Annotated in this window: 20 protein-coding genes and 1 pseudogene; 11 read left to right on the plus strand and 10 right to left on the minus strand. The window is 42.6% G+C overall.

Going from position 1 to position 26,728, the window contains the following annotated elements; genetic code table 11:
- The first annotated feature begins 34 nt into the window (after positions 1-34).
- Positions 35-1,387 carry a GTP-binding protein gene (locus tag NOS7524_RS20080; RefSeq protein ID WP_015140318.1) on the plus strand — a complete coding sequence of 451 codons (1,353 nt, stop codon included), beginning with the start codon at positions 35-37 and terminating at the stop codon, positions 1,385-1,387.
- A 267-nt stretch (positions 1,388-1,654) separates the two neighbouring features.
- Entirely contained in the window at positions 1,655-1,933 is a 279-nt protein-coding gene (locus NOS7524_RS20085; protein ID WP_015140319.1) for a Calvin cycle protein CP12, read from the plus strand.
- 98 nt (positions 1,934-2,031) lie between these two features.
- Here NOS7524_RS20085 and NOS7524_RS20090 read toward each other — a convergent pair whose 3' ends face one another.
- The 4 genes and pseudogenes from NOS7524_RS20090 to apcB form a co-directional block, all read right to left on the minus strand.
- Positions 2,032-2,847 carry a TlyA family RNA methyltransferase gene (locus NOS7524_RS20090; protein ID WP_015140320.1) on the minus strand — a complete coding sequence of 272 codons (816 nt, stop codon included), beginning with the start codon at positions 2,845-2,847 and terminating at the stop codon, positions 2,032-2,034.
- Positions 2,817-3,005 (minus strand): annotated as a pseudogene (locus NOS7524_RS31220) (S4 domain-containing protein); the annotation flags it as partial. The gene NOS7524_RS20090 and the pseudogene NOS7524_RS31220, both read right to left, overlap by 31 nt.
- A 42-nt stretch (positions 3,006-3,047) precedes the next feature.
- Complete coding sequence (locus NOS7524_RS30215) at positions 3,048-3,191, minus strand: hypothetical protein (protein ID WP_171815388.1); 144 nt, start codon at positions 3,189-3,191, stop codon at positions 3,048-3,050.
- A gap of 97 nt (positions 3,192-3,288) precedes the next feature.
- A complete protein-coding gene (gene apcB / locus NOS7524_RS20095; RefSeq protein ID WP_015140321.1) occupies positions 3,289-3,798 on the minus strand; it encodes an allophycocyanin subunit beta in 510 nt (169 codons plus the stop codon).
- A gap of 359 nt (positions 3,799-4,157) precedes the next feature.
- On the opposite strand from apcB, the gene glnA reads away from it, so the two are divergent.
- Positions 4,158-5,573 carry a type I glutamate--ammonia ligase gene (gene glnA / locus NOS7524_RS20100; protein ID WP_015140322.1) on the plus strand — a complete coding sequence of 472 codons (1,416 nt, stop codon included), beginning with the start codon at positions 4,158-4,160 and terminating at the stop codon, positions 5,571-5,573.
- 104 nt (positions 5,574-5,677) lie between these two features.
- On the opposite strand, the gene NOS7524_RS20105 is transcribed toward glnA, so the two are convergent.
- Positions 5,678-5,881 (minus strand): hypothetical protein, encoded by a 204-nt coding sequence (locus tag NOS7524_RS20105; RefSeq protein WP_015140323.1) that lies wholly within the window; start codon positions 5,879-5,881, stop codon positions 5,678-5,680.
- A gap of 303 nt (positions 5,882-6,184) precedes the next feature.
- On the opposite strand from NOS7524_RS20105, the gene NOS7524_RS20110 reads away from it, so the two are divergent.
- Complete coding sequence (locus tag NOS7524_RS20110) at positions 6,185-7,258, plus strand: class I SAM-dependent methyltransferase (RefSeq protein ID WP_015140324.1); 1,074 nt, start codon at positions 6,185-6,187, stop codon at positions 7,256-7,258.
- 558 nt (positions 7,259-7,816) lie between these two features.
- Here the strand turns inward: NOS7524_RS20110 and patX are convergent.
- The 3 genes from patX to NOS7524_RS20130 form a co-directional block, all read right to left on the minus strand.
- Positions 7,817-8,050, minus strand: coding sequence for a heterocyst-inhibiting protein PatX (gene patX / locus NOS7524_RS20120; protein ID WP_015140326.1), 234 nt, complete (start codon positions 8,048-8,050; stop codon positions 7,817-7,819).
- A gap of 107 nt (positions 8,051-8,157) precedes the next feature.
- Complete coding sequence (locus NOS7524_RS20125) at positions 8,158-9,924, minus strand: FAD-dependent oxidoreductase (protein ID WP_015140327.1); 1,767 nt, start codon at positions 9,922-9,924, stop codon at positions 8,158-8,160.
- Positions 9,925-10,035: 111 nt separating this feature from the next.
- Entirely contained in the window at positions 10,036-11,496 is a 1,461-nt protein-coding gene (locus NOS7524_RS20130; protein ID WP_015140328.1) for a protein kinase domain-containing protein, read from the minus strand.
- A 181-nt stretch (positions 11,497-11,677) separates the two neighbouring features.
- Between NOS7524_RS20130 and NOS7524_RS20135 the strand changes: the two genes are divergently transcribed.
- The 5 genes from NOS7524_RS20135 (at position 11,678) to hetR (ending at position 19,267) form a co-directional block, all read left to right on the plus strand.
- Positions 11,678-12,724 (plus strand): zinc-dependent dehydrogenase, encoded by a 1,047-nt coding sequence (locus NOS7524_RS20135; protein ID WP_015140329.1) that lies wholly within the window; start codon positions 11,678-11,680, stop codon positions 12,722-12,724.
- Between the two features lie 187 nt (positions 12,725-12,911).
- Positions 12,912-14,303: an inorganic phosphate transporter gene (locus tag NOS7524_RS20140; RefSeq protein WP_051039237.1), complete on the plus strand. Its 1,392-nt coding sequence runs from the start codon at positions 12,912-12,914 to the stop codon at positions 14,301-14,303.
- A gap of 607 nt (positions 14,304-14,910) precedes the next feature.
- Positions 14,911-17,154 carry an EamA family transporter gene (locus NOS7524_RS20145; RefSeq protein ID WP_015140331.1) on the plus strand — a complete coding sequence of 748 codons (2,244 nt, stop codon included), beginning with the start codon at positions 14,911-14,913 and terminating at the stop codon, positions 17,152-17,154.
- 476 nt (positions 17,155-17,630) lie between these two features.
- Complete coding sequence (locus NOS7524_RS30220) at positions 17,631-17,807, plus strand: hypothetical protein (RefSeq protein WP_015140332.1); 177 nt, start codon at positions 17,631-17,633, stop codon at positions 17,805-17,807.
- 560 nt (positions 17,808-18,367) lie between these two features.
- Entirely contained in the window at positions 18,368-19,267 is a 900-nt protein-coding gene (gene hetR / locus NOS7524_RS20150) for a heterocyst differentiation master regulator HetR (protein WP_015140333.1), read from the plus strand.
- 587 nt (positions 19,268-19,854) lie between these two features.
- On the opposite strand, the gene NOS7524_RS30485 is transcribed toward hetR, so the two are convergent.
- On the minus strand, positions 19,855-20,748 hold the full coding sequence (locus NOS7524_RS30485) for a phage tail protein (protein WP_015140334.1): 894 nt from the start codon (positions 20,746-20,748) through the stop codon (positions 19,855-19,857).
- Positions 20,749-21,043: 295 nt separating this feature from the next.
- On the opposite strand from NOS7524_RS30485, the gene NOS7524_RS20170 reads away from it, so the two are divergent.
- Together NOS7524_RS20170 and NOS7524_RS20175 are read left to right on the plus strand one after the other, a co-directional pair.
- Positions 21,044-22,093: a substrate-binding domain-containing protein gene (locus tag NOS7524_RS20170; protein WP_015140335.1), complete on the plus strand. Its 1,050-nt coding sequence runs from the start codon at positions 21,044-21,046 to the stop codon at positions 22,091-22,093.
- Positions 22,090-23,850 (plus strand): sensor histidine kinase, encoded by a 1,761-nt coding sequence (locus NOS7524_RS20175; protein WP_015140336.1) that lies wholly within the window; start codon positions 22,090-22,092, stop codon positions 23,848-23,850. The genes NOS7524_RS20170 and NOS7524_RS20175 overlap by 4 nt, the downstream gene beginning before the upstream one ends.
- On the opposite strand, the gene NOS7524_RS20180 is transcribed toward NOS7524_RS20175, so the two are convergent.
- Positions 23,851-26,577 carry a cation-translocating P-type ATPase gene (locus NOS7524_RS20180; RefSeq protein WP_015140337.1) on the minus strand — a complete coding sequence of 909 codons (2,727 nt, stop codon included), beginning with the start codon at positions 26,575-26,577 and terminating at the stop codon, positions 23,851-23,853.
- Positions 26,578-26,728 lie beyond the last annotated feature (151 nt).

Below are 26,728 nucleotides of genomic sequence, written 5' to 3' on the forward strand. Positions count from 1 at the left end.
TTGTTGTTTGTCCAACTTAAATCAACCCAACTCCGTGCGTAATTTGCAAGAAACTCACCTCAACCGCGCCCGTGCTAGTCTCAGACAAGCACTGTCTTGGTATGGATATCTTCGTAAATCAGGACAGCTATCATCCAACCCAGAATTAGCAGCTTTAGTCAAACCAGAATTAGAAGCTTTAACCTCTACCCTCAGCAAACTCGACTCGAACGTGATTAGAATTGCTGCCTTCGGTTTAGTGAGTCGTGGTAAATCGGCGGTATTAAATGCTTTGTTAGGCAACAAGATCTTACAAACTGGCCCCCTCAACGGTGTCACTCAATGGCCGCGTTCGGTGCGCTGGCAAGCAGGGGGCAAAGTCATAGTAGAGTTAATTGATACCCCCGGACTCGATGAAATTCAAGGGGAGTCACGCGCACAAATGGCCAAAGATGTAGCGCGTCAAGCTGATTTAATTTTGTTTGTGGTATCCGGAGATATTACCCGCACTGAGTATCAGGCGCTTTTAGAATTACGGCAATCACAAAAACCCTTGATTTTGGTGTTTAACAAAATTGACTTGTACCCAGATACAGACAGGGCAACTATTTATCAAAATTTACAACAATTAGGTGCAGCTAATCCCCAAGCCAAGCCTTTGTTACCTGATGAAATTGTGATGGTGGCAGCAGAACCAGCACCAATGGAAGTCCGGGTTGAGTGGCCTGATGGTAGTGTAAGTTATGAATGGGAAACGCCCCTGCCCCAGGTAGACGAACTGAAGCAAACTATTTTAAATATTCTGAATCGGGAAGGCCGATCGCTCCTAGCTTTAAATGCACTAATTCAAGCACGAGATGCCGAAGCCGCGATCGCCCAAAAAACTATCGACATCCGCGAACAAGAAGCAGAAGATATCATCTGGCAATTTACTAAATATAAAGCCCTAGCCGTCGGGTTAAATCCTGTGGCTGTGTTAGATATTCTCGGCGGAACGGTGGCTGATTTAGCTTTAATTCGGGCTTTAGCTAGATTGTATGGTTTACCCATGACAAGCTATGAAGCTGGGAAAATTTTAAAAACAATTTTATTAAGTTCCGGCGGTTTATTATTAGGAGAATTAGGGAGTAGTTTCCTATTAGGATTAGGTAAAAGTACAGCTGCCTTAAACAGTGGTGATAACCCCATCAACATTACTGCTTTTACTGGTAGTGCGATCGCTCAAGCCGGAATCGCTGGTTATGGTGCATATTCTGTAGGCAAAGCCGCCCAAGTCTATCTAGAAAAAGGCTGCACTTGGGGACAATTGGGTGCTGATACTGTCATTCAAGAAATTCTCTCTCAAGTTGACAAAAATACAATTCTGTATCGCCTACAACAAGAATTAACCATGAAATCTGGAAATTAAATAAAAAATCTTTGCTGAAGTGTTGCTATTGTTGATAACTTGTCAATTTCTATCAAATTCCTCTGATAATCGCGCCCAAATCTGATTTTCAGTGCAACATAAAAGAAATGGCAATTATTTAGCTAATGAAAAGACAGGAATTTCCCATCATGAGGTGCTGAAAACTCGAACGGTATTCACTACTACATCAATTGGGAAGCCTATCTAAACTAGGAGTATAACTTCCTAATCACATCTTGATCTCAGTAAACAAAGGCGATAAAGATCATGACAGCAACTTTTAACGTAGGCTCAAATTCTGCTAACTCCAACCACAATGAAACTACAACCTTAGAAAAAGCAATTTTAGCAGCGATCGCCGAAGCCCGTCTCACCTGTGAGCAAACCGGCGAAAACTCCCCTAATTGCGCTGTAGCCTGGGATATTGTGGAAGAATTACAAGCCGAAAAATCCCATCAACAACAAGCCCTCAAATACAGAACCTCTCTAGAGGAATACTGCGAATTACACCCAGAAGCATTAGAGTGTCTAATTTATGATGTGTAGAGTGCTGTTAGTGGTAGCGCGGCTGTTAGCCGGTATTTGAGTAGGAGTGATTAGTTTTTCTCCCCTACTTCCTCTGCTTCCCAGTCCCCAGTCCCCGTTCACTGCAAATCAACACCAGCAGATTGCGTCATTTGTAGAATCGCACTTAAATCCGGCGGTGGTGTTTCCTCACCTTCTGTTCCCAACCACAACAGGTATTCAATATTTCCCGCCGGGCCAGTAATCGGCGACCAAGTTAAGCCTTTGTATTGCCAACCTAGTTCATTAGCGACTCGCAACACCTGGAAAATCGCATCAGCTTGATCATGGGGATCGCGCACCACGCCTTTTTTACCCACACGAGATTTCCCGACTTCAAACTGAGGCTTCACCAGCAAAACAGCTTCACGCGGCGGTTGAGTCAATCGCCACACAGCAGGCAAAATCTTGGTTAAGGAAATAAACGAAACATCCACCACCGCCAAATCAGGAATCAGGTCATCTTCACCATATAAATCCCCAGGTTGTAGTTGTCGTAAATTGGTACGTTCCCGCAACACCACCTGGGGATTATTGCGTAAACCCCAATCAGTTTGTCCGTAACCAACATCAATTCCGTAAACTAATTTTGCCCCAGCTTGGAGTAAACAGTCAGTAAAGCCGCCTGTAGAAATCCCCCCATCCAAGCAAACCCGACCAGCTACGGGAATAGCGAATAGTTCTAATGCCTTAGCGAGTTTATCACCACCACGGGAAACAAAGCGCGATCGCTCTTTAACTTTAATTTGAGCAGCAACATCAACCTCTGTCCCAGGCTTATCAATTACCTGTTCATTCACCATCACTTCCCCCGCCTGAATTAGCCTCTGTGCTAAAGCACGGGAATTACATAAATTTAACTCTACTAATAAAGTATCGAGTCGCTGCTTAACCAATTAACTTGATTCTCCTGTTGTTGAAAAATAAATTTTTTGAAATTTTTGTATAGTGATCGCTCCTTAATCTTAATTTGAGCAGCAACATCAACCTCTGTCCCAGGTTTATCAATTACCTGTTCATTCACCATCACTTCCCCCGCCTGAATTAGCGTCTGTGCTAAAGCACGGAATTATGATTGTATTGACACAAAATAAAGCTAATTAAGACACAGCGAAGTCTGTGTATTTTCGCGGTTCGGCTGGATGGAAACCCAAAACAATATCGCCTCCATAGCCATCACAGTAAATTTATGTAACAAAAAAGCGATCGCTTCAACATAGCCAAAAGGCGATCGCTTCACAAAAATTTAAATAACGGACATAGAAAGTCCTGAGTCCTGAGTCCTGAGTAACAATCCTAGTCCCCAGTCCCCAGTCCCCACTACCCAGTCCCTCTGCTTAGACATCCTGTTCGCTTAACTCACGAGTAATGTGGTCAAATGGCTCATCTACAAAAGCAGTATCGGCGACACCCGCATTTGCTACTTGTTCTTTCACCAAATCCTTGAGAATTTGCACACCGCGAACTGTAGGCGCAATAGGTACACTCAGAGAATTGTAAGTTTCCCGTAATCCTTGCAGCACACGCTCATCTAAAACGTTAGTATTACCAGCAACCAGCGCGTATGTAGCGTAGCGCAGGTAGTAGTCCATATCTCGCAAACAAGCTGCGTAACGACGAGTTGTATAAGCGTTACCACCAGGACGAATCAATTCTGGCAGTTCTTCAAACAACTTAGCACCAGCTTGCTTAACCAGTGCAGCCGCATTCGAGTTAATTGCAGCCGCAGCTTGCACGCGAGCTGTGCCACTCTCAAAATAAGATTTCAAGCTATCGATCGCACTCCGGTCAAAATAACGACCAGTCACGTCATAATTCTTAATTAAGGTTGTTACTGCGTCACGCATTCCTTCTTCTCCCAATCGTTGCTATCGTGGTTTGATATTTATTTGGCTGCACTTACGCACCAGTAAATTTTTGTGCTATTTAAATATAGATTTGGCACAAAAACCATTTATCCATTATTTAAGGATTCTATGCCAAAGTTGACCCCTCTGAGATTAACTTTCCCCCTTTTGTGCAGATGTCGAAAGAAAGGTTAATATTACCTGTAATCCAGATGATCTGTAACAAACACTACAAAACTCTCTAATGTTGAGAATCTACGATATTTCAGGTGTGTCACAACTTTGTTCCGCTCAGTAGGGTTAGGATGCTTTGGCAGATTCTGGTTTGACGTTAAGAAATTGGCAGAGAAGGAGTAAAAATGACAACCCCACAAGAAGTCTTGAAACTGATTCAAGACCAAAACATCCAGATGATTGATCTGAAATTCGTCGATACACTCGGCACTTGGCAACACCTCACCGTGTTCCAAGACCAGATTGACGAAAGTTCATTCTCTGATGGTGTACCCTTCGACGGTTCCAGCATCCGGGGTTGGAAAGGCATCGAAGAATCAGACATGACAATGGTGCTAGATCCTAACACCGCTTGGATCGACCCATTCATGGAAGAGCCAACATTAAGTATTATTTGTAGCATCAAAGAACCTCGTACTGGCGAATGGTACAACCGTTGCCCACGGGTTATCGCCCAAAAAGCCATAGACTACTTAGTGTCTAGTGGTCTGGGTGACACTGCTTTCTTTGGCCCTGAAGCTGAATTCTTCATCTTTGATGATGTCCGCTATGACCAAACTGCCAACGAGGGATACTACCACGTAGATTCAATAGAAGGCCGTTGGAATTCCGGTAGACAAGAAGGCCCCAACCTTGGTTACAAACCCCGCTTCAAAGAAGGTTACTTCCCAGTTTCGCCAACAGACACTTTCCAAGATATGCGGACAGAAATGCTGTTGACGATGGCAAAACTAGGTGTGCCTATTGAAAAGCATCACCACGAAGTAGCCACAGGTGGTCAATGCGAATTAGGTTTCCGCTTTGGTAAATTAATCGAAGCTGCTGACTGGTTGATGATCTACAAATACGTCATCAAAAACGTAGCTAAGAAATATGGTAGAACCGTCACCTTCATGCCCAAACCTCTGTTTGGTGATAACGGTTCTGGGATGCACACCCACCAGTCTATTTGGAAAGATGGTAAACCTCTGTTTGCCGGTGACAAGTATGCTGGTTTGAGTGACATGGCACTGTACTACATTGGTGGTATTCTCAAACACGCACCAGCATTGTTGGCCATCACCAACCCCTCCACCAACTCCTACAAGCGTCTAGTACCTGGTTATGAAGCCCCTGTAAACTTGGCTTACTCCCAAGGAAACCGCTCTGCTTCTGTCCGTATTCCTCTCTCTGGCACTAACCCCAAAGCCAAGCGTTTAGAGTTCCGTTGTCCAGACGCTACCTCTAACCCCTACTTGGCATTTGCAGCCATGCTGTGTGCTGGTATTGATGGCATCAAGAACAAAATCCATCCCGGTGAACCTTTAGATAAAAATATCTATGAACTCTCTCCAGAAGAACTGGCGAAAGTTCCTTCCACCCCCGGTTCTTTGGAACTAGCATTGGAAGCACTGGAAAATGATCACGCTTTCTTGACAGAATCAGGTGTATTCACTGAAGACTTTATCCAAAACTGGATTGATTACAAGCTAGCTAATGAAGTCAAACAGTTACAGTTACGTCCTCATCCCTATGAGTTTTATCTCTATTACGACGTTTAATTAACATCTGTTGACAACTTATATTCCAGAGATAGAATTGGCCACCCTTGGGGGTGGCTTTTTCTTGAAGTGGTCACGATATTTTTGAACTTCGTTATTTTGTCCTAGCTCATAGCCGCATTACTGCGACCGTAAATCATTCTTGTAGTAGGATCAATCTTCCCTTGAATTGGGTTCCAGTAATGGGATGCTTCTTCAGCAGGAAGACCGATTTCTTGTGCAGCACGCATCAGCATCGATTGTTGACGATTCTTGATTTGCTGATATTGGCGCATCATAATCGCACGAGATTTTTCTTGAATAGACATAACCAGTCCTCCCTATTGCTTTAGAAATATTAGATTTATTTTTAGCTCTCTATTAATCAATTTACCAAAAATTCTGTAACATACACTACTAAATTGGACTTTTGTCATAAAAATTAATATTTTGCGGTGAATATGGGGGATTAGGAATTGCCTGTAACTCAGACCATTCCTCTGTGTAGACAGGCCAGCAGGGGACAGAAAACAGCCTTCTCTGAACTGAGTTGCCCATCAAATTTTGATGAACTATTTGTTACGATTGTTTACATATGATCTCTAAATGTAATAAATACTTAAGTCATTGCCATGTCTGACACTTTGACTAAGCTCACCTATCAAACGTTTCAACAGGGTAAAAATACCTTTAGCTTGGCTCACAAAACATTAGGTACACAGTTAAGAGACTTAGTGTATCCTAAACTCCAGCAACAGATTAAACCCATTCCCAATGAGGTTTTACTCAGACTGCGAGAAAAAATGAGTCAACTGTTGGAAATAGATTGGCAGGATGCAGAAAAAGGAGTCTATCCTGAAAGTCTGCTGTTTGACAATCCTTGGGAAGACTTTTTCCTTTACTATCCACTTGTATGGCTAGACTTACCTCAAATTTGGGAGCGGATTAAGCAACAAAAATATCAAGATTTTGCGCCGGAAATAGAGACAGAAGGTTATCCGAGCTATTATGTCCAGAATTTTCATCACCAAAGCAATGGCTACCTGAGCGACTTGTCAGCTAATTTATATGACTTACAGGTAGAGCTGCTGTTTGGAGGAACGGCCGACCCCATGCGAAGACGAATTTTAGCTCCGCTTAAACAAGGGTTAAAAGCTTTTGATAGTTTGACAGCAAGAGAAATTCGGATTTTAGATGTAGCTTGTGGAACTGGACGGACTATCAGGTCTATTCGCTCAACTTTGCCTCAAGCATCATTATTTGGTACAGACTTATCACCAGCTTATCTGCGGAAAGCAAATCAGTTACTATCGCAAATTCCTGGAGAATTGCCGCAACTTGTACAAGCCAATGCTGAAGAGTTACCTTATTTAGATAATTATTTTCATGCTGTAACTTCTGTGTTCCTTTTCCATGAGTTACCAGCATCAGTGCGTCAAACTGTCATTGAAGAATGTTTCCGGGTGACAAAACCAGGAGGAGTTTTTATTATTTGTGACTCAATTCAGTTGAGTGATTCACCTGATATGGCTGAGTTAATGGATAATTTCCCAGAAACTTTTCATGAACCATACTATAAGCATTACACTACTGATAACTTAGTAGAACGCTTAGAAAAAGCAGGTTTTGAGAATATCGAGATCCAAATCCATTTTATGAGTAAGTATTTTATTGCTTACAAACCCAGTTCAGGCATTTCCCATTAAAGAAATTTCCAACTTTCAGGCATTGTAGTATTATGAGATGGCGATGTTTGCAATTTAAAAAAGCAAAGTCACATCTCATTTAGCCCGCAGATATACAATGCCTATAGATAAAAGTATTTAAATTTAGGGCGTTGCTGATTAATGGGATGATTTATGTTTCGCGCAAAGGCGCAAAGCCGCAAAAAATTGGTAGTTTACTTTGCTCAAGAAGCTTAATTCATCCCGCATTTATGCAACGCCAAATTTAGATAGATGTCCTGGTTATAAATTATCAACCTGAATGAGATTCTGGTAATCAAACGTTATAAATCAGACTTATCCAAAAATTAGGTTGTAACCCTGAATGTATGAGGCGTTGATTCTAATTTGCGGATATATCTATTGGATAAATAGTAGAGATACTATCTATTCAGGTAGTGATTTACTTGATATTTGTAATGTCCGGATTAAAAAGTATATTGCTGTTAAAGAGTCTATTAAAAAAAGTTCAACAGTGTTGAATTTGTTTGTTATGGGACAAATGCTGATGTCACAACAGGTAGAATTCCTAGCTACTCACTAAACATTAGGAAGGGTATTAGCTTGGGATTCAATTAAACTTCTCCGTCCACTACCACGCACAGGTGTAGCACCTTCTGGCTCATTACGCTTAGGCTTAGGTCTGAGTGAAACCATATCTTGCGAAGTAGTCGAGGGAAAGATGGAATTTTGATTAACTATTTGTTGATAATCAACAGCTAGAGAACCAAATACCAGACTGGAAAGTAAAAAAGGAACAGCAGCACGCATCATAGGAATCTCTTTGTGAACTCTCTTATCTATTGCTACTGATTCTTATGGGCTGAGTCCGGAAAATTATAAAAAAAGTAGTGTGTTTTACTGAAAAAAAATCCAGTTGCCTATAAAGACAAGTTTTCGACTAATAACCAATGACCAGAATGATTTAGGCGACCCCAAACAGTTAGCTTTTGCTTATGGGGCAAGGCTTGTAGCTGCGCGTCTATATGCGATCGCAAGGTTACAAGCTGCCAAGTCTGCCCTAGATTAGCAGATGGAGCAGTGACGGTGAATCTGTATTCTTGCGGATTTGCAATATCAAGAATGCCTGTAAAGCAATCTGTTTCCCGTGTTAATGCTTGGTAGGAATCTGAGTAGTCATACTTATCCACAGATGAAGCGAGGCAATTGCCACTTTGTGGATAGACTTGGGGTTCCTGTAAATAATACAGTTGCCATTGCAACCATTCTGGATGATGGGGAGATAAATTAAATAAAGGTATGATAGCCGCAGGAGCTTGTTGGTCTTGCAATAGAGCTGTCTGCAAAGCATCTACAGGTAAATCTCGCGGCTGACAGTTTAACTCTATACACATAGCCGCAGCCATCCCAGCCGCTTGACCGATACCCAAAACTACAGGTTGCAATCTAGTCGCGCCATTGGCAATATGAGAGACAGAAATATTTTTTTCACAGACCAATAGCCCATCTGTTGTTGCAGGAACTAGAGAACCGTAGGGAATGGTAAAAGGTGTTCCAGTCCACCGTCCCCCCCAACGGATGGATTTAGGTTGTAATTGCAAGTCGAAGCCGGGATAATGATGGTCATTGGCGTAATTACCAATAGCAATAGCATCTGGAAATAGAGCTGCTACCCTACCCTCTGGAACTGGCAAGATATCCTGTTCTCTGATTGTGGTCAGTCCCACCAAACGCCGACTTTCTCTGTAATAGGGATGTAGTGCATAACCTGGATGATCATGAGGAAAAACTTGATCTGCTACACCATAGCGCCTACCCAGCCGATTCTGGATAAAATGAGCAAAATTTTGGCTATGCCAGCGACATTCTTGCAAAAATGCTTTCTTTGATGCTTCTGACTCTATTAAACGTCTTACTCCTTCAGCGTAATCGTTCCCACAGATAGGCCAGTTAATCATAAACAGATTTCCTGGCAAGCGTCCATAATTCAAGAATTTCTCTGCACCATAGTTTTCCCAAGCACCAACAAACAGCGCCGGATCATAATTAGGGGCTGGGGGAATTTCTGGGGCGATATCTGCACCAAAATCTTGCATTAATACTACCCAAGTGGGGGCTTGTACCGGATATTTGCTAGTGATGGCACTCAATTCAATAGGTGCGCTGGGTTCTCCCCATTCCGATTGCAACTCCCAACCCCAACGGTAAGGTATCTCTGCTAAGGCTAATAAATCCCCTAACTCTGTACCGTCGAGAATAACTTTGGCTTGAATGATAAAGTTGGCGAATCGTACACCAGTAATACAACTATCTTGTCGCAACACTTCTAGGGGGACTTGTCCAGAAATCCAATGCAGATTTGCTAACTGTTTTACCCAATCAGCAAAAATTTCTGCCCCCACACGGGGATCATAACTAAAGAAGCTCACCCAGCTGTTATCTAATCCTTCAGGCTGTCGTTGTTGTAATTCTTGTAAAAATGCACCCCATAACCCTGTCTGAAACGCTATTAATTCATTGCCATCAGGGGCAGATACTCCGGCGGAGGTTAACATTCCCCCCAACCAAGGAAATTCACTCACGAGGATGGTGTTAGCACCACGTCGTGCTGCTTGGATAGCCGCAGCTGTACCTCCAGTTCCACCCCCAACAACTAAGACATCGGCTGTGTATGTTTGATGAGTCATTATTTCAAATCCCCTAGATAATAGTTTTTAAACACGGAGGCACGCGGAGGTAAGCGCAGAGGTACGCTGAGTTTTTGTTTGAGTTGTGGGTGTGATATTTTGGGTGATGTTTTAGAGATTTTTGGGGTTTTTTAAGAGTAAAACTAATACTGCTCCCGATAAAATGCCGCCAAACCAACCAAATAGGGAATTAACTAAAATCCACCAGCCTGCTTGTTCCACAAATCGCCGCATTAACCACCATTGGATGATCCCTACTATGGGGCCTACCCACAGCAGGGAATATTCGGGGTAAGGGCCGCAGACAATTACTGAGATACAAGTACCTATAGTAGTTCCTAATAACCACCACTTTTCTGAAATGGGGATGTGTTTTCGTAGCACCAGTAATTGCATGAAACCAACGGTTAAACCCATTGCAAGAGCTACAGCTTGATAACTGATCATTGCCCCAAAGGACTCTAAAGCAGCATAGGCGATCGCAGCTACAATAAATCCCCCAATTAAACCAAAAACATTCACTAACACCCATTGCAAATAAAACCCTATCCCTACTTTTGGACGTTCGGCAGAGACAACAGGTGCAGCTGATGCAGACTGTTGGGGGATTTCTTGACGGTACTGGGCTGGAACTGTGGGAGGAGGTGAATACAGGGGAGGCTCAGAATTAATTGGTTGCTGTTGTGCGGGATCAAAAGGTAGGGTCGGTGTATATTCTGGATGGGCTGATGTTTGTGTTGGTGCATAAGCTGCATTCCCCAACTGCTGTACAGATGCTAAAGCCTCCACCGCCGACTGGTAGCGTTGGCGAAAGTCGTAGCGTACCATCCTGTCTAAAAGATCTGCTAGAGCTGGGCTTACCTGTGCTAAGTGTCGCCAAACGATCTCCGCCGTTTGGATATCTTCTTCTAATTGATGGGGCATTAACCCTGTTAAAGCTTGAATCCCAATCATCCCCACCGCGTAGACATCGCTGCTTAACCTGGGACTACCTCGACTCTGTTCACTGGGCATATAGCCAGCCGTCCCAATTCCCACAGTCATTTTAGTCACACCTTCACCAGTTACCACCTGTGTACTAATTTGTTTCACTGCACCGAAGTCGATTAGTACAACTTTGCCGTCGCTATTGCGGCGAATCAGGTTTGGCGGTTTGATATCTCGGTGAATGACTTGATTTTGATGGACAAAGGCTAATGGTTGCAAAATATTTTGCAATAGAGAAATGGTATAAGCTTCACTCAGCTTTTTTCCAGGGGTGAGTTCATCACTCAGGGGATGACCATCAATAAATTGTTGCACGAGAAAGAATTCTTCGTTTTCTTCAAAGTGCGCCATGAGTTGGGGAATTTGGTCGTGAGTTCCCAACTGATGTAATAACTGTGCTTCTGATTGAAACAACCGCCTAGCAACCTGTAATGTCATGGGATCAGTTGCCATCGGTTTAAGTTGTTTGACTACACAAAGACTGTTGTAAAGTTTAGTGTCTTCGGCAATGTAGGTTTGACCAAAACCACCAGCACCCAAGACTTTGGTGATTTTATAACGTCCGTCTAGTAACTGACCCAACATAAAGGCGATTACCTCCGGTAGGGCATAGCCCCCCGCACAGAAGAATGTCTGTATTTTAACTCCACTCTTACATCTGCCAATAGAGGTGTAGGGGTTTAGGGAAGAAAGACTAAATACTCCTTTCTTTTCAAGAATTACGACTAATGTTAAATCTAGTAACGTTGAACGGTGAAAAATCAACGTGAAAGCACAGGTATTTAGAGGTGTAAATCAACTCTCTTACGAAGAGATCCCCGTACCGACTCTGGAAGCAGATGAAGTGTTGGTGCAGGTGCAAGTAGTTGGCTTATGTCAGTCAGATATTAAAAAAATTCGTTATCCTCTCTATGAACCACCGCGCATATTTGGCCATGAAACAGCCGGAACGATCGCCGCAGTGGGTTCGCAAGTAGTAGGTTGGCAGATAGGGCAACGGGTGGCTGTCATGCACCACATCCCCTGTATGCGATGTGCCTACTGCATGAATGATAATTTCTCAATGTGCGATGTCTATAAAAACATCTCCACCACCGCAGGTTTTAACCCCAGTGGCGGCGGCTTTGCTGAGTATGTGAAAGTCCCTGGTCATATTGTGCAGAATGGTGGGTTAATACCGATCCCCGACAATATCAGTTTTGAAGAGGCCAGTTTTGTCGAACCTACCAATTGTTGTTTAAAAGCTGTTAAAAAAGCGCAAGTTGCCCCTGGACAAACAGTTTTGGTAACTGGTGCGGGGCCAATTGGGTTAATGTTTATCATGTTGGTGAAATATTTCGGGGCGAAAGCGATCGCTACTGATTTATTACCCTCTAGAATCGAAAAAGCCATAAATGTCGGTGCAGAAGCCGCTTTTGATGCGCGTGATCCCGATTTAGCAGCGAAAATTCATGCCTTGACTGGTGGACTAGGTGCGGATGTCACACTATTAGCTGTACCTAGTGATAAAGCCTTCTTTCAAGCTCTCGATTGTACCCGTAAAGGTGGTAAAATCCTATTTTTCGCCGAATTTCCCGACGAAGTAGAAATTCCCATTAATCCCAATATCCTCTACCGTCGAGAAATAGACTTAATGGGTAGCTACAGTTCTTCCTATCGCCTGCAAAATCTCGCGGCTGACATTGTATTTAATCGTCGTATCGATGTGCCAGCCCTCATCAGCGATCGCTACCCCCTCAAAGATTTATCAGCAGCCGTAGACCAAGCGATCGCACCTACACCAGAGACTTATAAAATCCTCATTTATCCATAAGTTGGGGACTGGGGACTGGGGATTGGGGATTGGGGACTGGGGATTGGGGACTGGTGAATTAGGAAGAAATTCTTCCTTGTCTCCCTTGTCTCCCCTCACTCCCACCCTGCGGGAAGCTGATGCTACATCCCCCCCTGCTCCCTCATCCTCCCCTGCTCCCCTCCGGGTCTTCCCCCTCTCCCCTAATATGCAAATACCGATTACATTACTTATAGTTGTCCTACTAGCCTTCTATGTAGCTTGGAATCTCGGAGCTAACGACGTTGCTAACGCAATGGGAACTTCTGTTGGTTCTAAAGCTATTACTCTGAAGCAGGCACTAATTATTGCTGGGGTATTAGAGTTTACTGGTGCAGTTTTATTTGGCCATCAAGTAACAGCCACCCTAGCGACAAAAGTAGCCAACCCGGAATTGTTTGCGGCTACACCCCAAGTTTTAGTCATTGGCATGGTGACAGTCTTAATTTCTTGTGGTGTCTGGCTACAAATTGCCACAACGCGGGGTTTGCCTGTATCCTCATCCCATGCAGTCGTCGGTGCGATCGCAGGTTTTAGTTGGGTAGCTTTAGGAGTAGGTGCAATTGATTGGTCAACCATTGGCTCAATCACAATCGGTTGGGTTTTAACACCAGTTATCAGTGGAGCGATCGCCGCTTTATTCTATAGTCAAATCAAGCACTGGATTTTGGATCAACCTCATCAACTTCAACAACTACAAGAGTGGATTCCCTGGTTAAGTGCAGTCCTCATCGGAGCATTTGGCGTAATTGTCATACCTCCCTTCACTCAACCCATCCACAATTTTTTAATTGCCGAATTCGGTATTTACATCCCCCCCCATGACATCCCCTTGGTAATAGGTGCAGTAGCCGCAGTTGCCCTAACTATTTTTAGTTGGCGACAGTTAGAGGAGGCAGAGGAGCAGGGGAGCAGGGGAGCAGGGGAGAATACTAAAATTTATCTAGCACAATCCCCAGTCCCCAATCCCCAATCCCCAATCCCCAATCCCCAATCCCCAATCCCCAGTCCCCAGTCCCCAATCCCCAGTCCCCAATCCCCAGTCCCCAATCCCCTAGAAAGCCTCTTCGCCCGCTTTCAAGTTTTGAGTGCTTGCTTTGTCGCGTTTGCACATGGTTCCAATGATGTAGGTAATGCGATCGCACCTGTAGCCGCGATCGTGTATATCAATCACACTGGTCAAGTACCCACAAATAACATCACTATTCCCTTGTGGATTTTAATCATTGGGGGAGCTGGTATTGTTGCTGGTCTAGCTGTCTGGGGTAAAAAAGTTATTGCTACCATTGGCGAAAATATTATTGCCTTACAACCCAGTAGTGGATTTTGTGCTGAACTGGCAACGGCTACTACCATCCTCATCGCCTCCCGGCTGGGTTTACCTGTTTCCACCTCTCACGCCCTCGTTGGTGGTGTAGTGGGTATTGGACTGGTGCAAGACATCAATTCAGTGAAATTCCAAACCCTCAAGGGCATTGCGGCGGCTTGGATAGTGACTGTTCCTGTCAGTGCAGTTCTCAGTGCTGTTATCTTCCGTATCGCTCAAATGTTCTTTTTTTAATATCAATTCTTGTGATGTATCATGTTTAACTATTATTTTTTCTACTGGAACTTTTGCCGTATCTACGGAAATTACAACAATTAGGATGTATTTTGGCAAAATGGCAGTTAATTATTTAGAATGTTGTGTAGGGGATTGTTTTAATTTCAGCACAGCGAACGCCATCATCCCATTATCAAAACGATAAACTGTTATCAAAGCTACATTCTGCATAAATTTACCGTAAATATAACAAATTCAACAATTTTTGTTACTAAGGTACTGAATTGCCATAACCTGTTAATTACTATTGCTACCAAAATAATAAGTATTTATATTAGGTGAGATATTTGATTTTTTTGCTAAAAATCTCACTTAGGCACAGCAGAATCAAATCAGATGGATGGTGTTCAGGTGTGTGATTGTGGCGAAAACTCAGTGTAGTAGGCTGTGAGTAAAATTATATGCTTGACCAACACTGGGTTAGCCATAACAAAATGACTGTAATCTCCGTAAATCCTGTTAAAATTTTTGAGTTTATCTGACACAATACAGGAAATTAGAATAAGTGCCACGCAAATTTACAGGAAGCAGCTTTATCGTCAAGGTGTATAGAGGTTAGAAGCTAATGGGGCGATTTGAGAAGCGACCAGACAACCCACGAGTCCGAGGCGAGATATCTAGGGCCGCAGAAACAGCTCTTTGGGCTGTGGTGGAAGATTTAGAAAGTCTCCAGCAAAATTTACTCAGATCATTGCAGGAAGAAATTAAACGGTTGCAATCGGAAAAAGACCGTTTAACAGATGAAATTCACCAGCTCGTCGAAGAAAAAGAACACTTACAAGAAGTCCGGCGAATTACTGAGCAGCAAGTGTTAATCCGTCAATTATCAGAAGCTCTAGCTAAACACATCTGTTCTCAACTGCAATCATCGCTAGCAGCAATCACTAACCAAACAGAGCAACAAATCGCCGCACTCAAGTTAGCTGGAAGCAGTAACCCTACTAACGAGAATCAAGAACAAGCCGAAAAAATGCTTGGGACTCTGGATGATGATCTGACAATCGCCTTTAATTCCCTGCAACAAGAATTGAAGAACTATCAAAGTAATCTTTCCCAGCAGTTGTCTCGGATGTACAGTCAACAGCAGCAAGGGGAAAAGATTTTAGAGGATTTTATCAATCAACTGAGTGAGGGACTGACAAAAACCATTAAAGAAACTTCTCAATTAGCAGTCAAAGTATCACCCCCCACAGTATTACAACCTGCGGAACTACCCCCTCCCAGTTCTACCCCGGTGGTAAACATCTCACCACCCACTGTGTTGCAACCTCCAGACTTACACCCTCAAACAGCTATCCAAACACCTGCATCTGTTGAGCAAGTGAGTCAGAGTCAACCTCAGTCAGTTCCTACGCCTACGGAAAAGCCGCCTGAGAGTAACACCGCACTCCAGTCTCCCCCAGGATCACCATCGCGCATCATCATCTCACTACCTGAAGACGAGCCTTCACCACCAATTAGTAGCAATACCAAAATTTGGTCAGAAAGCGAAGTTGACATTCCCCCAGATGAAGAAATAGATGCAGAACGGATTTCTGCACTCAACAATAAACTATTTGAGGAACTAGAGGCGGAAAAAGTTATTGAGCCAGTTTCTTCTGGATTTAACCAGGAAACAGATACTAGCCAGACGCAATCATCCTCAACTACACCTCAAGTTAAAGAACCGATTTCTGTACTCAACACGAATGTATCAGCTAGTGAAACATCTCCACCACCTGCTACAGAATCACGACGGGGATCAATTCCGCCTGCATCTAAAAACCGTAGAGAATCCGGTTTATCACCAATTCAGATCGGTTTTTTATTGATTGTGTCCTCAACAGTCATGTCATCGCTGTACAACGTCGCTATTAAGGGGATGTTTTATAAAACCTCGCGACTGTCCACACTATTGCAGGTAGAAGGTTTAATCTCCCCTACGGTGGGCAATATTATGTTGATTCTCACCTTAAGGTTGATGGTGGTTGTACCGCTAATGATGCTGTTAGCTCCCATGATGCACCCCCAAGTCTGGCAAGACTTACAAAGCCTCAAGGAATCATTAGGGCAAAATCGCCCGAATAGCCGTGTGAAAAAACAAGGTGATTTGCAGTTAATTATTGCCAGTGGGTGCTTTTTGTTTTTATCTCAGGTTTTAATTTACTTGGCTATTGGTCAGGTGGCTACAGGGACAGCGATCGCTCTGTTCTTCATTTACCCGGTGATTAATGTCATCTTATCTTGGTTTCTGCTGCGCGATCGCCCTAGTGGATTTCGTACTACCGCCCTTGGGGCAATTTTTGGTGGTGAATTGCTAGTGTTTGCTGGTATTGCTACTACTGGAATTAGTGATAGTGTCTTCGGTGGGATCACAGCCATTGCTGCCGGAGCCGCTTTTGCTTGCTACTTACTCCTAACAAGGGTATGCGCTGCCAAAGTACATCCAGTATCTTTGACTTTCATCAACTTCTCCACCATGTTAGCTTTGAGCTTTGTATTTTTGATGTTACCTTTACCAGACAGTTGGAGTTTGGCAGTTGACCCTTCTAAGGTACTAGAGATTGTTTTAAGTGCTGCTATTTTAGGTGTATTAACTCTCTTGGGTTATGTATCAAATCATATAGGAGTTAACAAACTTGGTGCATCGCGTTCAGCCATTATTGGTGCAGGTGTACCCATATTAACCGTAGTTTTCGCTGGTTTGATTCTCCAAGAAACCCTAAACATCGTTCAGATTTTGGGCGTATTATTCATCACTTTTGGAGCCGCAGCTTTTAGCTTTGGCAAAATGCGAAATCAAAGTCAGTCATCTAATTCTGAAAGTTGAATGTGCTACAGCAGCTAGTGAAATTCATTAAGGTAAAAATATCCTGATTTGCTAGTGTTTTGCTGCTCTCAAAAAACAATTTCCCTGTAAAACTTTAACCAAATATTTTAATATCCAGTTTCTTATTGCTTACTCCCCTAGTCCCTTTTTCATGACTGTATTGATGTAGGCAGTTCGTGACAGCTACTTAATCACAATGCAAAATCAACACAAAGTCCATAGATTATTTGTATGATTTTTTGTTGTCTTTTCAGATTGTGATTGAATTGAGCTAAATGTCAGCAAAATTTGACCTTTGCTATTGATTTATATTTTGAATTAACATAAGGTCTTTAAATGTTACAAATCAAAAAGTTAAGAATACATTAATTCATACAATTTTAATAAAATGACAACATAAGATGGAATATTATGTTGTGAGCAAATAAAAGGAATTGCAAAGTTGCAATTAAAATCATCTCCGTGATTTAGCATCTATGACTTTCATTCCAGCTAAATCTGCCTATACTGCAATCAAATCACAAAAAGTTGCAGATTTCATGGTGGTAAAACAACGCCGTTCTAATTCTATGAGCGTTGGTTTGGTTAGTAGCTGTCTTTCTGACAATATTTCCCTCTGTTATCTCTGGAAATATACAGCAAAGCGCAAGTGAATGAGGTACGGATTTTAAGAACAAAGCCATATATCAACAGGCTTTCGACCCTGGTCTCTGTTCCCGATTCCCTGCTGTATGTATCAGTAAAACTATCCAAAGCCAGAAAGCCATCCTCAGTAGAGATATTCTGTTGCTCATAGACTCCAGTGATCTGTTGTCGCAGTACTAACTACCTTAGAGAGTAGTTAGCTAAAATGTAGCGAAAATTACTTTACTGAGGATTACTGGATGAAGAACAGAGAAAGTCCGGATACTGGAGAAAGTCCCTGTAGGTTACTTATTAGAACCATTATATAGTTCACTGGTAACGAACAAAGCTATCATGGGTAAATTCTGGCAGTTATTTGGTTATTTTTCGGTAAGATACAGGAATAATGATAGTAACAACACTGTTGCTCGTGATCAGCAATTAAAGTACGGAGGAATCAGCAAATTGGCTACTCATGATCATTCAGCTAGACCATAATATACATTCTCAAGGGAAGATAACACCTTCCTTTAGGCGTAGACCAACTACTTTTTTAGACTAATAAGCTGCTATTCAACCTATTTGTAATATGAGTAATGACATCGATCTGATCAAACGTCTTGGTCCCAGTGCAATGGATCAGATCATGCTATATCTGGCCTTCAGTGCCATGCGGACAAGTGGGCATAGACATGGGGCATTCTTAGATGCGGCGGCAACGGCAGCTAAGTGTGCTATATACATGACATATCTAGAACAAGGGCAGAACCTGCGGATGACAGGGCATTTGCACCATCTAGAGCCAAAACGAGTCAAAATTATTGTTGAGGAAGTTAGACAAGCTCTGATGGAGGGCAAACTGCTGAAGATGCTTGGTTCTCAGGAACCGCGCTATCTGATTCAGTTTCCCTATGTCTGGATGGAAAAATATCCTTGGCAACCAGGGCGATCGCGCATTCCCGGAACCAGTCTTACCAGTGAAGAGAAAAAGCAAATTGAGCAGAAACTACCGAGTAATTTGCCAGATGCTCAGTTAGTCACATCTTTTGAGTTTGTGGAGTTAATTGAATTTCTCCATAAGCGATCGCAAGAAGACTTACCGCCAGAACATCAGATGCCATTGAGTGAGGCCTTAGGAGAGCATATTAAACGTCGTCTGCTCTACTCAGGCACGGTGACACGGATAGATTCACCTTGGGGAATGCCCTTTTATGCTCTGACTCGTCCATTCTATGCTCCAGCAGATGACCAGGAGCGTACCTACATCATGGTAGAAGATACCGCACGGTATTTCCGCATGATGAAGGATTGGGCAGAACGCAGACCCAACGCCATGCGAGCCTTAGAAGAACTGGACATTCCGCCAGAAAAATGGGAACAGGCAATGGAAGAATTGGATGAAATCGTCCGCGCTTGGGCAGATAAGTATCACCAAGCTGGGGGGATTCCCATGATTTTACAGATGGTATTTGGTAGAAAAGAGGACTAATAACTCAATCCTAGTTACTATTAATATCAAGCGGTCATCCCATCATCCACACCTTCCTGTAAACAAATGCCTGCTGCAACATTTTCCTGAGCGTAGAAGAGTTTTTCATGCAGTTGGTCTTCATGGGTTTTGATCACTAACCGTACTTTATGATACGGTTCAACTGCTATTCGGTGTTTGTGGCTATGCAGCTTTTGCTAGTTTATGTTCTGGGGACGTGAGATGAAACGTAATTGTTGCATCAATCATCACGCGTTTGATCCCTGGACAGCATCCTAAACACTGCGTGATACTCTCTATTCTACGCTCTGGAAAGGCTCAATTTTTAACCAAAGCGGTTTCTAGAATAATTTGAAGCCAATTTCAACAGAGATTTGGATAATAAACCAGCTACTTTCAAATTCGCGGTTGGGTAAAGTACACCTTGATAGGGATTAGAAGTTAGGTTAGTGTAACGCATCCAGATGAAAACTGCTGTATTTTAACTTTTACCTATTTGCACCACAGAATTAGACTCACAAAAAGCAAAACCCCCACATTTTGTAGTGGGGAATATATATGCTGCATTTATAAATTTTGAATTAATACTATGTTCTGTTGTAGGGTAACAAATACCCGACTTGATGCCAAAGTGAGAGCATCGCCACGACTAACAAAATAGCAATTCCAGAATTGCTATGCTCAGGCACTTGCTGAATGACGGGTGGTTGAATAGGCTCACGAGGAGTTATACTAATTCCTCTACGCGGATAAATACCATCTACAGCGATCGCATACTGAGTGTTGGGGATTGGTGAAGTTAAATTGGGTAGTGCAAAGGTAGTTTGTCCATCTCCTCCATAAGTTGTTCCTAACAGAGAAAACAGGGCTGGATTCTGATTAATTGATAGCAGTTGACCATTAGCTGCACTAAACCCTCTAGGCGTAAAATTATAGGGCAGTAAAGCAATTTCACCAAGTAATCTATTGCTACTGGTGGGAAAATGATCTCGGCTGGGAAAGATCCCTTGTAGAGCGATCGCATACTGAGTGTTGGGGATTGGCGAAGTAAGATTCGGTAGTGCAAAGTTAATTCGTCCATCTCCCCCATAAGTGGTTCCTAACAGCGAAAAAAGAGCTGTATTTTGAATGATTGGCAGAGTTTGACCATTGGCGGGAGCAAAACCCCTAGGTATAAAATTGTAAGGAAAAAGTAGGATTTCACCTATTAATGTGTCTTCTCCTGGGAAACTTCCATCTCGGCTAGGAAAGAAACCTTGAGTAGCTATGAGGTATTCAACTCCGTAAACAGGTGGAGAAATATTTGGTAGTGCGAACGTGGTTCGTCCATCTCCTCCATAGGTGGTTCCTAACAGAGCAAAGAGGGCTGTATTTTGGTTGATTGGCAGAAGTTGCCCGTTGGCTGGAAGAAATCCTGCCGGAGCGAAATCAGGATATGGAGAAAGATACAGTTCACCGATGAAGGGACTAAAAGCAGGCATTGAAATTAATTTCCTTGTGGAATCTACTACTGGTGTGACAAAATTAAGATACAAGTGTTTGTATAAACTTTACGGCATTCACCACCAAATCTATTACCTTGGTTATGGAACAGAAATCATAGATACTTCAAAATTGGTGATTTATGCTGTAACTCGTGATATTACAACTCAAAAATCACAAGAATTATGACTACAGCAAAATCTTCCTTTCGAGAAAAATATAGTTGGCTAATTCTATGTAGGTAAATCAACACTTAAAATTGATTTGCAATATCTATAATCTGAGTCTTACCCTATGAACACAGCCGGACATTGGCTGGTTAGCAAACGCAGTTTATTCAAGAGCCAGACCTTAATTTTAGCTGCGATCGCATCCCACCTGCTGATGGGCTGTAATCATGACAACAGCTCCACTCGTAATCAGCTAATTACTAATCAAACCTTAACATCATCGCCAATCCCAGATATCAGGGTATCAAGAAGGGCAAGGGAAAGGCAAGGCACAGTCTATGGGAGTCATAGCATCTCAGTTAGTAGCCAAGAAAATCTACCTAAATTGAGAATTGGAGTACAAACTGTCCCCAATCCCACAGAACAAGAACGGATGCTCAAACCCTTAGACGATTACCTAGAAAAATATCTAGGGCGAGAAGTTGAGATTCAAATAGCCAAGGATGATCAGGAAATTGTCGATTGGCTAATTCAAAACCATGTGGATATCGCTTATCTAGAACCTGTGACTTATCTGGAAGCTGTAGAAAAAGGAGCAAAAATTCAACCTTTGGTAGCTCCCATCGATCAACATACAGGGCAACCTTGGTATCGGGCTGGTATTGTTGTCAGAGCCAACAGCAATATCACAAGTTTAAAAGACCTCAAAGGCAAGCGCGTTGCTTTTGTAGAGCAATCTTCTACTTCTGGTTATCTCATGCCATTGGCGGAGTTGAAAAAACAGGGAATTAATCCTGAGCGAGATTTTGCCCAAGTCATCTATGCAGGCAACCATATTCAGAGTATAGCAGCACTAGAAACTGGTGTGGTTGATGCTGCCGCCACTAATATTTCTTCCTACCATCAGCAGCAAAAAACTGGTGTAGTTAAACCCCAAAATTTCAGAATTCTGTGGGAATCTACCCCCATCACCACTTTCCCGATAGTGGTGTCGGAGAAACTATCTCCTGAGTTAATTCATCAACTCAAGCAAGCTTTTGTGAGTATTCCAGATAGTTTTGAGGGTATTGGGGGAAGTGAATCAGCTGGATATACGCTTGTTGTTCCTGCCGACTATACTCCTATTCAACAACTCCGCCAAGAACTCAATTTAATAAATTTCCCCCAGCCATGAAAATCTCTACCAAGTTACTCACAAGTGCTGCTGTATCTGTTGGACTGGTAATGGCGATTCTCATTGGTAATATCATAGTTGTTCAGCAAATTAAGCGCACTGTTCAAGAGAAAAGTTATGAAACTACCGAAACTATTAAAGCTGCTTTAAAAGCAGATAACGCCTTAAAGTCAGAAATTATTGCCCTCAAAGATGCTGTGTTATTCCAGAATCACAACACAGAGATAAAAAATGCTCAAACTGAGTTTATCAATTCTCTTAATCAGTTAGAAAACTTAATGCCAAATGCGCCAGAAATAACTGTTATTCGTCGCCGTCATCAGTTTCTGTACCGCATGGCCAATCAATTAACTGAGCCAAATTCTCAAAAAATTAATCTAGCAGATTCACCACAATATTTTCGAGCGATCAATTCCTTTAATAGAGATATTGAATTGTTTTTGAATGAATTGATTCAGCGTGCTGATCAGGAAAGATTTGTAGTAGAACAAGATTTAGAAAACCTGCATCAAGTGCAGAGAATTATCTCCTTTGTGGTTGTGGCAGTGATTTTGATGCTCTTTGCTGGTAAATTTATGCTAATTTGGCGGCCAACCATCAAGTCTTTGCAGCATTTACAATTGGGAACAGATGAGATTGCCAAAGGTAACTTCGATTATCGTTTAGATATTCGCACAGATGATGAAATCGCGGACTTGGCTCAAGCATTTAACCACATGGCAGTTAAGTTAGCTCAGTTGCGAGAAACACTGCTAAAAAACACAGAATTAACTGACATGAACCAACGTTTGGAGTTGGAAATTACTGAACGCAAACAAGCAGAGTTAGAACTGCAAAAAGCTTTGGAAGAGCTAAAAAGTACCCAAGCCCAATTGATTCAAACTGAGAAAATGTCTACCATAGGTCAGTTAGTAGCTGGGGTAGCGCATGAAATCAATAATCCTGTAAATTTTATTTACGGCAACGTCACTCATGCTAGTGAATATACCCAAGATTTATTAGAGTTAGTCAGCCTCTACCAAGAAGAGTTTCCCAATCCAGGGGAGAGAATTCAGATCAAAGCTGAGGACATGGATTTGGAATTCATCCAAGAAGATCTGCCCAAAATTCTTACCTCCATGAAAATGGGTTCTCAGCGTATTCAGCAGATTGTTTTGTCTTTACGTAATTTCTCACGTTTGGATGAAGCGGAGATGAAAGAGGTTGATATTCACGAAGGAATTGATAATACACTGTTAATTTTGCAAAATCGCTTCAAAGCTAAACCTGATCAAGCCAAAATTGAAATTATAAAAGAGTACGGCGAATTACCTCTGGTAGAATGTCATGCTGGGCAGTTAAACCAGGTATTTTTAAATATTATTAATAATGCTATTGATGCTCTCAATAGCTACAATGATGAACGTTCTCAGTCAGAGATAGAAGCAAATCCTAGCCAGATTATAATTCGAACTGAACTAATTAATCATGACCGAGTAGTAGTCAGAATTGCCGACAATGGCCCAGGAATGACCGAACAAGTAAAACAAAAACTATTTGATCCCTTTTTCACTACCAAACCTGTCGGTCAGGGTACAGGTTTAGGCTTATCAATTAGTTACCAAATTATTGTGGAAAAGCACTCTGGGGTGCTGCGGTGTCAATCAGAACCGGGTCAAGGATGTGAGTTTTGGATTGAAATTCCTTTAAGTCAAGAAGGTCAAAATGTAGGATTTAAAACACCGCAAAGACAGCAAGCGATGAGTGCTAAACTCTAATCAATCTAGAGGATCAAAACGATTAACTAAGATTGCTAGTGGAATCATGGGTAAGCCCACAAGCAAACAAATAAACCATTGTTGTAAATTCAGTGGAGCAGTAGAGAATAAACGATTCATCAAGCTCCATTGACTGAAGATGATTTGTAGAATTATCGCACAAGCAATACCAATTCCCATAACTGAAGCATCACTGAATGTTTGTCTGATTCCCCGCAGTCGATTAATTATAGCTATTCCTAATTGACTAATACTTAAAAGATAAAATAATCTCCCAGCTACTAACCCTTGAATTGCCATTGTTCGGGCTAAAGCAATATTTCCTGTAGTTTGTCGTATCCATTCAAATACACCAAAAATCAAAATCCAGTTAAAGATAGAAATTGCCAGGATGCGCTTGATTAAACTGCGGGAAAGTAAAGGTTCGCGGGGACTACGCGGTTGGCGTTGCATGACTCGCGGGGACTTTGGCTCAAAGGCTAGGGGTACAGTCATGGCGATGGAATTCACCATATTTAGCCATAGCACTTGTAAAGATAAAATCGGCAATGCTCTAGCGAGTAGGACACTAATTAAAATTGTCATCGATTCACCGCCGTTGACAGGTAGGATAAAGGCGATCGCTTTTAATAAATTGCGATATACAGTCCGCCCTTCTTCTACCGCCGCTTCTATAGAGGCGAAATTATCATCAGTTAAAATCATGTCTGCGGCTTCTTTGGCTACCTCTGTACCCGCAGCCCCCATTGCAATCCCAATCTCTGCTTGTTTTAAGGCTGGTGCATCGTTGACACCATCCCCCGTCATTGCCACAATTTCGCCTTTAGATTGTAGGGCTTCTACAATGCGGAGTTTCTGCTCTGGTGCAACACGGGCGAACACTACCCCGTCTTCAATGGCTGTAGCCAGTTCTGATTTTTCCATTTGGGCAAGTTGGCTACCAGTGAAAGCCAGAACTTCACCATGTTGATTAAAGCCCATCCGTTCAGCGATCGCTCGTGCAGTTACAGCATGATCGCCTGTAATCATTTTGACCTGGATACCAGCATTTTGACAGGCTGCCACGGCGGCGATCGCTTCTTTCCTGGGGGGATCAATCATCCCTTGCAATCCCAAGAAAACCAAATTTTTGTCAATATCTGTATGTTCTAGTGTATCTTGAGCAACTGAGACAGATTTTTTAGCAAAAGCCAGCACCCGTAAACCCTGATGTGCCATAGCATCAACTTGTTGATGGATGGTGTCTGGATTTATAGAAGACAGATTAGCCTCAGCCTCTAACATTTGCTGACAACGTTGCAGAATCGCCTCTACCGAACCTTTAACATAGATAGTTCTGTCGCCCCTACTCCCATCTTCATGCAAAGTTGCCATGTATTGAAACTCAGACTCAAAGGGAATCACATCCAGTCTAGGCATTGCTTGCTCTACCTGAGTGCGTTCCAGTTGCACTTTATTAGCAGCAACTATCAATGCTCCCTCTGTGGGATCACCGACAACCTGCCATTGTCCTTCCTTTTGTTCTAGGTGTGAGTCATTACATAACAACCCTGCTTTGAGACATTCTGCCAACACAGGAGAATGATCCCAATTGATTGGCTGTTCAGCTAATAAAATTTCTCCTTCGGGAACATAGCCTGTACCAGTGACTGTATATTGTTTACCACCTGCATAAATTGCCTGTACAGTCATTTGGTTTTCGGTGAGTGTCCCAGTTTTATCAGAACAGATGACTGTAGCACCGCCAAGAGTTTCCACGGCTGGCAACTTCCGCACGATCGCATGACGGCGTGCCATGCGGGAAACCCCTATTGCTAATGTCACTGTGACTACAGCAGGTAAACCTTCGGGAATGGCACTCACAGCAAAGGCGATCGCCGCCTCAAACATCTCTGTCCAGGAATTGCCGTATCCCAGCCCAACGGCAAAGGTCAGGGCGGCGATGCCGAGAATAATGTATAGTAACGTGCGGCTAAATTTATCAAATTTCCGAGTCAGGGGAGTTTTCAGGCTTGTGCCTTGCTCCATAAGTTGGGAGATGCGCCCAGTTTCCGTTGCTTCACCAATGGCAACTACAATTCCTTTACCAGTACCAAAGGTAACAAAGCTGCCAGCATAAGCCATGTTACTACGTTCTGCTAAAGGTGCATCTGGATTCAGGGGTTGGGTGTTTTTTTCCACAGCCACCGACTCACCTGTGAGTGCTGATTCATTAACTTGGAGATTGCGGGATTGTACAAGGCGCAAATCTGCTGGTACTTTATCACCCGAAGTGAGTAAGACAACATCCCCTGGAACTAAATCGGCTGAAGGAACTTGTACCTTTTGATGGTTGCGGAGGATAGTTGCATTGGTTTGGACTGAAGAAGCTAAGGCTGCGATCGCGCTTTCTGCTTTCGATTCTTGAATAAAACCAATAATGGCGTTAATTAGGGTTACGCCCCAAATTACCCAAGCATTTACCCATTGCCCAATTGCAGCTTTGACTGCACCTGCGATGAGCAAAATGTACAGCAACGGCTGGTTAAATTGTAATAAAAACCTCACCAATGGACTTTTTCCAGGTTTAGCTTTGAGTTCATTAGTACCAAAACGTTCTCGTCGTTTTGCCACTTCATCTGAAGTCAAACCTGTGTCGAGATTTGTGCCTAAGTTTTCTGCTACCGTTGATGCAGGTAAATTATGCCATTGTTGCAGCTGTACAGGATTTTGATTAGTTGCTGTCATTTTATTGGCCTCACAATTTCTCATAGGTATTCCCTATGAACTTCGTACACCACAAAAAATGAAAATATTTTCCCCTTGCCTGACTCTGCACTCCCCACTGAACAACTCTGAGTCAAGGTAGAATCTTCAAAGTTTGATTATTAGCTAACTA

The sequence above is a fragment of the Nostoc sp. PCC 7524 genome (assembly GCF_000316645.1).
GTDB lineage: Bacteria > Cyanobacteriota > Cyanobacteriia > Cyanobacteriales > Nostocaceae > Trichormus.

Coding starts and splice junctions, on each gene's coding strand:
- NOS7524_RS30220 (WP_015140332.1), top strand. CDS start 17,631: ATGACTTTCATTCCAGCTAAATCTGCCTATACTGCAATCAAATCACAA.
- glnA (WP_015140322.1), top strand. CDS start 4,158: ATGACAACCCCACAAGAAGTCTTGAAACTGATTCAAGACCAAAACATC.
- NOS7524_RS20170 (WP_015140335.1), top strand. CDS start 21,044: ATGAACACAGCCGGACATTGGCTGGTTAGCAAACGCAGTTTATTCAAG.
- patX (WP_015140326.1), bottom strand. CDS start 8,050: ATGATGCGTGCTGCTGTTCCTTTTTTACTTTCCAGTCTGGTATTTGGT.
- NOS7524_RS20145 (WP_015140331.1), top strand. CDS start 14,911: ATGGGGCGATTTGAGAAGCGACCAGACAACCCACGAGTCCGAGGCGAG.
- NOS7524_RS20110 (WP_015140324.1), top strand. CDS start 6,185: ATGTCTGACACTTTGACTAAGCTCACCTATCAAACGTTTCAACAGGGT.
- NOS7524_RS20140 (WP_051039237.1), top strand. CDS start 12,912: ATGCAAATACCGATTACATTACTTATAGTTGTCCTACTAGCCTTCTAT.
- NOS7524_RS20180 (WP_015140337.1), bottom strand. CDS start 26,577: ATGACAGCAACTAATCAAAATCCTGTACAGCTGCAACAATGGCATAAT.
- apcB (WP_015140321.1), bottom strand. CDS start 3,798: ATGCGTGACGCAGTAACAACCTTAATTAAGAATTATGACGTGACTGGT.
- NOS7524_RS20130 (WP_015140328.1), bottom strand. CDS start 11,496: ATGTTGGGTCAGTTACTAGACGGACGTTATAAAATCACCAAAGTCTTG.
- NOS7524_RS20105 (WP_015140323.1), bottom strand. CDS start 5,881: ATGTCTATTCAAGAAAAATCTCGTGCGATTATGATGCGCCAATATCAG.
- NOS7524_RS20085 (WP_015140319.1), top strand. CDS start 1,655: ATGACAGCAACTTTTAACGTAGGCTCAAATTCTGCTAACTCCAACCAC.
- NOS7524_RS30485 (WP_015140334.1), bottom strand. CDS start 20,748: ATGCCTGCTTTTAGTCCCTTCATCGGTGAACTGTATCTTTCTCCATAT.
- hetR (WP_015140333.1), top strand. CDS start 18,368: ATGAGTAATGACATCGATCTGATCAAACGTCTTGGTCCCAGTGCAATG.
- NOS7524_RS20125 (WP_015140327.1), bottom strand. CDS start 9,924: ATGACTCATCAAACATACACAGCCGATGTCTTAGTTGTTGGGGGTGGA.
- NOS7524_RS20175 (WP_015140336.1), top strand. CDS start 22,090: ATGAAAATCTCTACCAAGTTACTCACAAGTGCTGCTGTATCTGTTGGA.